Origin of the sequence: Parabacteroides sp. Y3-G-102, assembly GCF_023656845.1 — a bacterium.
In the GTDB taxonomy this organism is placed as follows: Bacteria; Bacteroidota; Bacteroidia; order Bacteroidales; family Tannerellaceae; genus Parabacteroides; species Parabacteroides distasonis.
The window spans coordinates 35,197-45,838 of record NZ_JAMOKU010000043.1 but is presented as its reverse complement, the minus strand read 5'-3'; the positions used below and the strand labels follow the sequence as shown (position 1 = coordinate 45,838).

Sequence of the window (10,642 nt, the reverse complement as noted above, 5' to 3'; positions counted from 1 at the left end):
ACTGTAATACTCGCGTAACACGGATAATTTAAAGGGTTCCGTGAACACTCTTTTGGGCTTTCTTTTGATCATTTCTATACTTTTTAGCCCCTTAAAAGTGTCAAGCTATTTCAGGACAAGACAAAAGTCTAACGGTCTTCCGTAAAAAAAATTGATGCGGTTACCTTGGACTAAAAATGAGAAAGTTGAAAAAAATTGCTTTTTAGTTAAGGGTGTGTTCTTTCAGGATTGTCTTAGTTATAGAAACAGATAAGAATGAAAACTGAAAATAGACATATTAATTTCCAAGAGCCGGAAGGTATGATGCTTTTACGGTATATAAAGGACACAGCTTCCAATGAGGAAAAATCTTATATTGAAGCTTGGCTGGAAGCGGATGAAAATAATAAGAGGATCTTATTACAGACCGCCCGTATATATTATGCGAACAATGCGATGGAACGGATCGCTAGCCGAAATCCATTGATTGCCTACGAAAAGCTGGAACAACGATTAGCAAAACGGACCCGTTTATATTGGCTGAAGAGGTTCTCTGTCGCTGCGGCTTGTATAATTGCTATCATTGGACTATCAACCTTATTTTCCCATAGAAAGGTTGATTCTGAATTTGGAGATCCTCAAATTATAACACTTCAGGCAAATGCGGGAGTCCGTACACGCTTTAATTTACCGGATGGTACTGTTGTTTATCTAAATTCGGGTAGTGTTTTATCCTATCCGATGTCTTATGACCAAAAAGAAAGAAAAGTATATTTATCAGGAGAAGCCTATTTTAAAGTCACTCACAACGAAAAACAACCTTTTATTGTCAGTACTTCAGGAGATCAGCATAGGGTTAGAGTTTTAGGCACGGAGTTTAATATACAAGCTTATGGGGATGAGAATATAATTTCGACTACTTTAGTGACGGGCTCCGTAAATCTCGAGGTGAAGAATAAATCAGGGAATGTGAGTCATAGGACGTTACTACCATCCGAAAAAGCGATTTGCAACTTGGATAAAGAAGAAATTTCTGTGATGAAAATAAACACGATGTATGAAACCGCATGGATGGATGGCAAACTGATGTTCAAGGATACGCCTTTACCTGAGGCTTTGAAAAAATTGTCATATTACTATAATGTTGAATTTGTGATTCAGGATGCGGAGATTAAAAGCTATTGTTTAACCGGTATTTTAGATAATAGGTTGCTATCTCAGACACTAGACTATTTGAGAATATCTTCAAATATTGATTATCGTATAGAAGATATGAAGACAGATGACAGCAAAGGTACTAACCGTACTCGAGTTATACTTTGGAAAGGAAAATAAAGAAAAATGTATAATAATTAAATAATATGGGCCTATGGAATAAAAGAACAAGAAAGTAGACTTGGTCTATCTAAAAAACATACGGGAAAATGTTACCAGCATCTTCCCATATGAAACAATTTGATAGAAGGTCTTTAAACCGACTAAGAAATTTATTTTTTAATCTTAAATCAATTACAAAAATATGATGAATAATTTATATTTCCAACTTGATGGAGATAAATCAGCGTTTGTCAGGTTGGTATCTAAAATATCAAGAATTATGAAGTTGACCTTATTTCTTGTATGTTTATCAATTAGTATGTCATTTGCTATGACAACAAATGCTCAAAGCACCTCACTTTCTTTTAAAGCGACAGATCAATCTATAAAAGAAGTTTTGGAACTGATTGAAAGTCAAACTGATTTCCACTTCTTTTATAATAGTAAATTAGTTGATATCAATCAAGTAATATCTGTTGATATAAAGGATAAAGATGTGTTCACTACATTAGATCATATATTTGAGAATTCGAATATACGATATAAAATAGTAGGAAAAGATGTGATTCTATCAGTAAAAGGCAGTAAGTCTGATCAAAATGAAAAGACAGTAACAGGTACTGTTGTTGATGAGACGGGGGAGCCTATTATTGGTGCAAATATTGTAGAGAAGGGTAAAGCAAATGGAACTATGTCTGATTTGAATGGTCATTTCTCTATTGTAGTGTCTTCCGATGCGGTACTCCAGATTTCTTATATTGGATTTTCTCTTCATGAAGAAGCCGTGAAAAATAAAAATGTACTTCAGGTCATTATGAAAGAGGATACACAAAAATTAGATGAGGTAGTCGTTGTTGGTTATGGCTCAGTTGACAAAAAAGAGTTGACTTCTGCTGTAACCGCTGTTTCTAGTAAAGACTTTTTACAAGGAGCATTTACAAGTCCGCTGTCAATGATCGATGGAAAAGTATCAGGCGTTAATGTCTCGAATGCGGCGGCGGCAGATCCTAACTCTTCTCCTAATATCCAGATGCGAGGTGCTTCTTCCATAGAGGCAGGGAATTCGCCATTGGTTATTATAGACGGAATGCCGGGTGCAGATTTAAGAAGTGTCGCTAACCAAGATATTGAATCAATTACAATATTGAAAGATGGTTCGGCTGCAGCGATTTATGGTTCACGTGCAGCGAATGGAGTTATTTTGGTGCAAACAAAAAAAGGAAAGGCTGGAAAAGTTTCTATATCTTATGATGGCTATATCGATCATGATATGGTAGCTAATCAACCAGAAGTACTTTCTGTGGATGAGTTTCTTGCGCATGAAAGAGATGTAGATTTTGGTCATCGGGTGGATTGGTATGACAAATTGTTGAATAAGAGTAATCTGGGTCAAAGTCATTATTTAGCTGTTTCAGGAGGAGGTGAAAATTTGACCTTTAGAGCTTCAGCCAATTATAAGAAGAAAGATGGCTTGGATATAGCGTCTTCTAGAAAAGAGTATGGAGTTAGAATGGGATTCACCGCAAAGACATTAGAAGGTCTGCTAGAGATTCAAGGAAACTTGTCCACACGAGTTATCAATGAGGAATATGTGGATTATGGCGTATTTCAGCAAGCGGTAAAATTGAATCCGACTCATCCATTGATGGATGAAAAAGATCCTTCTAAATATAGTACTCTGTATGGGTTTGATACCTATAATCCTGTAGGATGGTTGAAAGATAAGGAGGATGGAGGTGATAGACAGTTTTCCCTTGCTGATTTTAAAGTGAAACTAAATATTTTACCGACGCTAAATACTGAATTATCTCTAGCTAGACAGAGTCAAGAGTATTTTAAACGTATATATGTTAATTCAAATCATAAGGAATCTATAGATAATATGCGTTCCGGACGAGGAACTCTGCAGGAAGAAAATTATACGGATTATACATTGGAATGGATCGGTAATTATTTTACGACAATTGACAAGCATACAATTAAATTAATGGCTGGATATTCGTATCAAGAGTTTAATCATCGTAGTTTTTCTTCAGAGAATGCAAATTTTCCTTCGGATGCGATGTCCTATAACAATCTGGAAGCTGGAGATTGGAATATGGCAGCAGGTCGTTTAGGGGTATCTTCGTTGAAAGAAAAAGAAAAGACAATAGGTTTTCCTGCGCGATTGATTTATAACTATGATGATACTTACTATTTGACGGCTTCTGTTAGATATGAAGGAAATAGTAAATTTGGGGCAAATCATAAATGGGGATGGTTCCCTGCAGCCTCTGCGGCATGGCGAATGTCAAGTTTGCCTGCTATTAAAAATATAGAGGCCATCAATGATTTAAAACTCCGTTTTTCATATGGAGTTACAGGGCGCTCTGGTTTCCCAAAGTATTCAGCGTTGGCTCGTTATGAGCAAGGTGGGTATTGGCTAGACGATAATGGACAATGGACCCAAGCGTGGGGACCTACGAATAATCCTAATCCTGATTTACATTGGGAAAAGCAGATATCTTATAACTTGGGTGTGGATTTTTCTCTTTTAAAGAATAAGTTATCAGGTAGTTTGGATGCCTATGTAAAACAAGGTAAAGAAGTAATTTCTAATTATGACGCTCCACTACCCCCTTTTATGTTTGATCAGATATTTACAAATGTAGCTTCTACTAGTTCAAAAGGTTTGGAACTGACTTTAAATTGGGATGTTGTAAACATGAAAGATTTTAGTTATTCGACTAATCTAGTTGCTTCTTTTACGAAATCTAAACTGGATAAATTCTCGAATGGTACATATCAGAAAGGATATATGGATCGATATTTACTGCCAGCTCCCGGAAATCCCGGCTATGCCCAACGCTTACAAGACGGAGTGGAAATTGGTTCTTTTTATGGCTTAAGATATGCGGGAGTTGATGATAATGGCAATATGTTGGTTTGGAAAGACGCTAAAATTGGAGGAGAAAAAATACTCGCTAATGGTGAAGCTAGTGATACAGACAAAGATTATATTGGCCATGGAACACCTAGATATTCTTTGTCTTGGGGGAATACATTTCGATATAAAGGATTTGATTTAAGTCTATATTTCCAAGGGCGCTTTGACTATCAAATATTGAATATGTATCAAATGTATTATGGATTAGTTGCTGAACCGGGTATGAATTTATTAGAAGATGCTTATGGAAAGAATGGGCATATTAAGTCAGGAAAAGTGATGTGTGATTATTTTTTGGAGGATGGAGATTATTTTAGGTTGGATAACATAACTTTAGGATGGACTCCAAAATTAGATACAAAGTGGATTAGCAATTTACGGGTATATGCGACAGTTAAAAATGCGTTTACTATTACGAAATATTCAGTAATGGACCCGACATCTGTGGATATAAATGGTCTAGAACCAGGTATTAGCGGTCTAAATGTGTATCCTATTGCCAGATCATTCACATTTGGAATTCAAATTTCATATTAATCTTAATTTCATTTATTATGAAGAAGTTTAAATATATAATAGTTCTTTTCGTAATGGGATTAATCTCATTTTCTTGTACAGATTTAGATGAAGAGATTTTTAGTGAGATTACAACGGATAACTATTATCAAAATAGCAATAATATTTATGCGGCGTTGGTGAATAACTATGCTAAGGCTTTTAGTACGGGTTGGTCTGATGCTCGATACTTTTTACAGGAAGTTACTGCCGACCAGTTAATGATTCCGACAAGAGGAAAACATGGTTATAATGGTGGGGAGTATGTTCGTTTGCATGAGCATAAATGGACTGTGGAGGAGAATTTCGTATATAATGGTTGGGCTGCTCCTTTTCAAGGTATAGCATTATGTAATAATACATTGTCTGATTTTGAAAATCTAGATTTCTCTACGTTTAAATTGACGGAAGAAACGAAAAATGAATATATAGCCGAATTAAGAGCTCTTCGGGTTTGGAATTATATGTTTTTAATAGATTTCTTTAGGCATGTACCAATTGTTACAGATATAGAAGAAGTGAAGGCTCAATCTACACCCCTAGAAGTATTTAACTTTATGGAGTCAGAGCTTTTAGCTATATTACCGGACTTACCTAAAAATAGGGGGGTATCTAGGTTTGATCAAGCAGGAGTAGCTTCTATACTTGTCCGTTTATACTTGAATGCGGAAAAATGGATAGGAATCTCAAAATATGATGAATGTGAGCAAATGGCTCAGGCTATATTAGATGGAAAATATGGAGAATATAGTATTGACCCTGATTATAGAGGCCCGTTCCGCTCGGGGATAAACGGTTATAGATCTAAAGAGAATATTATGGAATTTGCGATTAAGAAAAATTATTTTGAGGCATCTTGGCTATATAATATGTGGATGCACTATCAAGATCGTTATTCCTTGGATAATGACTGGCAAGGTTGGAATGGAGGTAATTTAGCACCGTCTCGGGACTTATATGGAAATTTATACCAAGATAAATTAGGTATGCCGTTTGAAAAATTCCCGGATGGAGATATCCGAAAGAAAGCTTTTAGAGTTATTTCAAATGATGGAGATTATGAGGGCTTTTTCTTGATGGGAACTCAATATAAATTTGATTATGAAAAAGGGTATGGATTTACAGATGAAGTAATAACTGGTACGGAAGAATATAATGGTAAACCTCTAGTTTATGTGGATCAAGTTGGACGTTTTTCGGAGGGAGAGACTGGTTTAGCCAAAGGATCTCATGTAATTTACGGAGAAGAGAATACAGGATATCGTTTGATAAAATTCCCTTGGTTACCTCAATCGAAAGATTTGTTCCAAATGAACTCTATTCCAGAGATCAGATTGGCAGAGATTTATTATTCGTTAGCTGAATGTAAATATAGATCAGGGGATAAGATAGGGGCTGCTCGGTTGCTGGATGTGGTTAGGAAACGTTATTATAAAGCGGAAGATTGGTCTAAATTTAGTTACGAATCTAATATCTCGAAATTAACCGATGATGAATTTGTCGATGAATTAGGTCGTGAGTTCATAGGAGAACGTCATCGTCGTATTGATTTAATACGATGGAATCGTTTTAGTGAAGGTGCGTGGTGGGATAAAACTCCGGATGCGACGAATCAAGACGTATTTCCGATTCCTTATCGTGCATTGAATGCGAATCCTTTGTTAAAACAAACAACAGCTGGCTTTTAATAAATAGAATCGATATATGAAACAGTTTATAAATGTAAAAAGAGTATTTACCGTATTGATTATACTTTTGTTATTAATATCGTGTAGGGTCGAAACTGATTATAGACTATTATTTGACAAAGATTTATCAAATGCTGATTATGATAGTTCGGTTTGGACCTTTAAAAATGGCATACTTACTGCCACAGCCGATCAATCTATTTGGACAAAGGTGCAGTATGAAAATTTTATCTTGGATTTAGAATTCAAGACAGATGTGAATACAAATAGTGGGGTTGTGATTTATTGTACGGATAAGGGTAATTGGATCCCATCTTCCATTGAGATTCAAATAGCGGATGATCATCATCCTGAATGGCAATCATATCCAGAATATTGGCGTTGTGGTTCTATTTATGGACATAAAGGAGCAAATGAACAATTGGTCGTGAAGAAACCGGGAGAATGGAACCGAATGATTATCACTGCTAAAGGTCAGCAGATAGATATCGAATTGAATGGAAAACATATTGTTTCGGCTAATTTAGCAGATTGGACTTCTGGAACAACAAATCCAGATGGAACAGAGATTCCGGAATGGCTACCAATCCCGTATGCGAATATGCCAACAAAAGGTTATATTGGTTTGCAAGGGAAACATGGAGAATCTAATATTTGGTTTAGGAATATTCAACTGAAACAACTTTAAAATCATCATTATTATGAGACATATATCAAGAAGAGATTTTTTGAAGACAGGAGCTTTAGCAGCAGGTTTAACGATCGTACCAAATTCTGTTTTAGGTAAAACGCATGGGTTTACTTCACCAAGTGATAAATTGAATATTGCTGGAGTTGGTGTCGGTGGAATGGGCCGTGGTAATTTACGGAATATGAGTACAGAGAATATTGTGGCTTTATGTGATGTAGATTGGAGATATGCAGAGAAGACTTTCAATGATTATCCAAAAGCAAAAAAATTTAAAGATTGGCGTGTTATGTTCGATGAGTTCGGAAAATCAATTGATGCGATATTGGTTGCTACTCCAGACCATACACATGCAGGAGTTACTGCTCATGCTATTACATTAGGGAAGCATTGTTATACTCAAAAACCTTTAACTCATTCTGTTTATGAATCTCGTTTACTAGCAAAACTCGCTAAAAAATATAAAGTAGCGACGCAAATGGGTAATCAAGGAAATTCTTTTGATTGGTGTCGTCAAATAACAGAGTGGATTCAATCCGGTGTTATTGGGGAAGTATATGAAGTTCATTGTTGGACAGATCGTCCGATTTGGCCTCAAGGATTAATGCGGCCTAGCGATAATCCGAAATGCCCGAAGACTCTTGATTGGGATTTGTTTATTGGACCGGCGCAAAAAAGACCATATAATCCAGTTTATACACCTTGGAATTGGCGGGGATGGTGGGACTTTGGAACGGGTGCTTTAGGAGATATGGCTTGCCATATTATGGACCCACTTTATTGGGCACTTGATTTGAAGTATCCGATAAGTGTGATAGGTAGTTCAACCTTGAGTAATTTATATTCGCCACCTCATGCACAAATTGTAACTTATACGTTCCCGGCTCGTCCCCCAAAAGGAAACACAAAAATGCCTGAGGTTAAGGTATATTGGTATGATGGAGGTTTAATGCCTCCTCGTCCGGAGGAATTAAAAGATGGACAAATGATGGGAGATGAAAATGGTGGTATTATTTTTATTGGGACAAAAGGGAAAATCATGACTGGCTGTTATGGAATGAATCCAACTTTATTGCCCGTATCTGATATGGAACATTTTAACCAGCCTAAGCCTTCAATACCAAGAGTTAAAGGAGGTAATGGCAATATTTGGTCTACGAATGCCCATGAGCAAGATTGGATTCGTGCTTGTAAAGAATCTCCAGAAAACCGAGTAGAATCATCTTCAAATTTCCAATTCTCCGGACCTTTTAATGAAATGGTAGTAATGGGAGTTCTTGCGGTACGTCTTTCTGGTCTTCATGGGCTACATAGAGAATTGTTATGGGATGGAGAGAATATGAAATTTACCAATATATCTCCTACTGACACAATTAAGATTGTAACAGTTGATGATTTTAAAGTTGTTGATGGTGATCCTCGTTTTGATCGTCGTTTTGCAGACTTTAATGCTCTTGATGTTGCGAATGAGTGGATTAAGCATACTTATAATAATGGTTTTAGTTTACCTAGTATGCCATTCTGAGAACATAGAAAGGTCGTGAACTACTGTTGGATGTCATTTAGTTAAAGAGTATCCGTAATAGATAGAGGTTATTTCTTTTCAAGAGGAAATAACCTCTTCTTATTTTTTTATTTTATATTTGTTCGGTCAATATGTGCTAGAGGAGATGGATGTAGAACGGATATACCTAGAACGATTACGAAGCGGTTCATACAGAGACTTTACGAAACTGTATGAATCATACGCTTCACGCCTATATGCGTTCGCATTGCACTTGACTCATTCTGATGCTCTTGCAAAAGATATTGTACAAGAGACATTTATCAAAGTGTGGGTGCGGAGAGAACAAATTGATTTAGATATGTCTTTCAGAGCTTTCCTATTTACGATGGCCAAGAACCAATTATTGAATGAGTTTCGTAGGCAGGCAAATAGTCCGCTTTTTTTGGAAGATGTTGTACTGAATGAGTCTGGAGATGGAGAGGAAACAGCGATTGAACGTAAATTATCTTTTGAGGAATTTAACCATAGACTGGAAATAGCGAAACAAAAGTTGACACCTCGCCAACGAGAACTGTTTGAGTTAAATAAGGAACAAGGTATAACTATAACAGAAATAGCGGCTAAAGCCTTAATTTCAGAACAATCTGTGCGTAACCAGTTATCGCAAGCCTTACATGTTTTAAGAAAGGAGCTCGGTAAGTATGCTTTGCTGTTCTCTCTTTTCTTTATCGGATAAATAAAATTGAAAAAATAATATTCTTATGTTTTATAACATCTAAAAAGACATGTTATAAATTAACGGCTCATGTGTATACCTTATAAAAAGGATATTATGCAGGAATCACATACATATTATTTGCTCTCAAAGTACATGGATCATACGATCTCTGCGGAAGAGTTGAAAACACTACGGCTTTTGGTTAATTTGTCTGATGATGATGAATTATCGCTGTCATTGTCTCATTTATGGGAAAATGGGCGACCCTTTGAAGAGGTTGATGAGAGAATCATACGAGATATGTTCAGTGAGATTCAAAATCGAACGAGAAAAGAACGATTCGTTATGGTGTTTAGGAAACTGGCTCGTATCGCCGCAATACTATTAATACCTTTATTAAGTATATTGTCTGGTTATTTATATTTCAATCCAGTCGATCTGAAGGGTAGCATTGGCAATTTAGTGGTTCATGCCGATAGAGGGGAAAGATCGGGGGTGACTTTACCGGATGGAACACAAGTAAAACTAAATGCGGAATCGAGCTTAAGTTACACTCACGATTTCGGTCGAGAGCTTCGACAGGTCAATTTAGAGGGAGAGGCCTATTTTGAGGTGACTCGGAATGAGGATAAACCTTTCGTGGTACATACTGAATATCTGGATATAGAAGTGTTGGGCACAAGTTTTAATGTGTATTCGTATGAGCGGGAGAATGTCATGGAAATGGCCTTGATATCGGGACGGATCAAGATACAGACTTGTTCAGACCCTTCTCGTGTCGTTTATCTAAAACCAAATGAAAAAGCATTGTTCAATAAAGAATCGGGTATTATAACCGTGGAGAAAACAGATAATCGATTTGAAACGGCGTGGTTAAGAGGAGACCTCGTTTTTCGATCAACGAAATTAAGTGATGTCTTGGCCAAACTAGAGCGTAGATATGGCGTGAATATCCATTTGAATGATTTTTCTTTAGCGAATGACTTATTTACCGGAAATTTTGATAGTGAATATATCGTAGATGTAATGGACCTTTTAGAGAGGCATTATGACTTTACATATGATATACGAGGAGATGATATCTTTATACATCCTTGAGCGAGTGAAAATAAAATGTATAACCTTAAATCAGTTCTTATGCGACAAGATTCTTCATAATAAAAACGGAACCGAAAAATGGTCGAGATTTTCCGGTTCCCCAATTAATACTCCATTTACGAGAATGGCGATCAAGCCATAAAACGGATTGTATCAATTTTAAAAA

The 10,642-nt window shown here is 36.4% G+C and carries 7 protein-coding genes; all 7 read left to right on the top strand.

Annotated features, from left to right (window positions below; genetic code table 11):
- Nucleotides 1-255 precede the first annotated feature (255 nt).
- The 7 genes from NBH16_RS18175 (at nucleotide 256) to NBH16_RS18145 (ending at nucleotide 10,476) form a co-directional block, all read left to right on the top strand.
- On the top strand, nucleotides 256-1,314 hold the full coding sequence (locus tag NBH16_RS18175; RefSeq protein WP_009018305.1) for a FecR family protein: 1,059 nt from the start codon (nucleotides 256-258) through the stop codon (nucleotides 1,312-1,314).
- 184 nt (nucleotides 1,315-1,498) lie between these two features.
- Nucleotides 1,499-4,759 (top strand): SusC/RagA family TonB-linked outer membrane protein, encoded by a 3,261-nt coding sequence (locus NBH16_RS18170; RefSeq protein WP_195205473.1) that lies wholly within the window; start codon nucleotides 1,499-1,501, stop codon nucleotides 4,757-4,759.
- A gap of 17 nt (nucleotides 4,760-4,776) precedes the next feature.
- Nucleotides 4,777-6,465, top strand: a complete 1,689-nt coding sequence (locus tag NBH16_RS18165; RefSeq protein WP_009018303.1) for a RagB/SusD family nutrient uptake outer membrane protein — start codon at nucleotides 4,777-4,779, stop codon at nucleotides 6,463-6,465.
- 16 nt (nucleotides 6,466-6,481) lie between these two features.
- Nucleotides 6,482-7,153, top strand: a complete 672-nt coding sequence (locus tag NBH16_RS18160) for a 3-keto-disaccharide hydrolase (RefSeq protein ID WP_250788942.1) — start codon at nucleotides 6,482-6,484, stop codon at nucleotides 7,151-7,153.
- 13 nt (nucleotides 7,154-7,166) lie between these two features.
- Nucleotides 7,167-8,678 carry a glycoside 3-dehydrogenase gene (locus NBH16_RS18155; protein ID WP_250788941.1) on the top strand — a complete coding sequence of 504 codons (1,512 nt, stop codon included), beginning with the start codon at nucleotides 7,167-7,169 and terminating at the stop codon, nucleotides 8,676-8,678.
- A gap of 145 nt (nucleotides 8,679-8,823) precedes the next feature.
- Nucleotides 8,824-9,396: an RNA polymerase sigma factor gene (locus tag NBH16_RS18150; RefSeq protein ID WP_250788940.1), complete on the top strand. Its 573-nt coding sequence runs from the start codon at nucleotides 8,824-8,826 to the stop codon at nucleotides 9,394-9,396.
- A gap of 69 nt (nucleotides 9,397-9,465) precedes the next feature.
- On the top strand, nucleotides 9,466-10,476 hold the full coding sequence (locus NBH16_RS18145) for a FecR family protein (protein ID WP_333558127.1): 1,011 nt from the start codon (nucleotides 9,466-9,468) through the stop codon (nucleotides 10,474-10,476).
- Nucleotides 10,477-10,642: the final 166 nt, after the last annotated feature.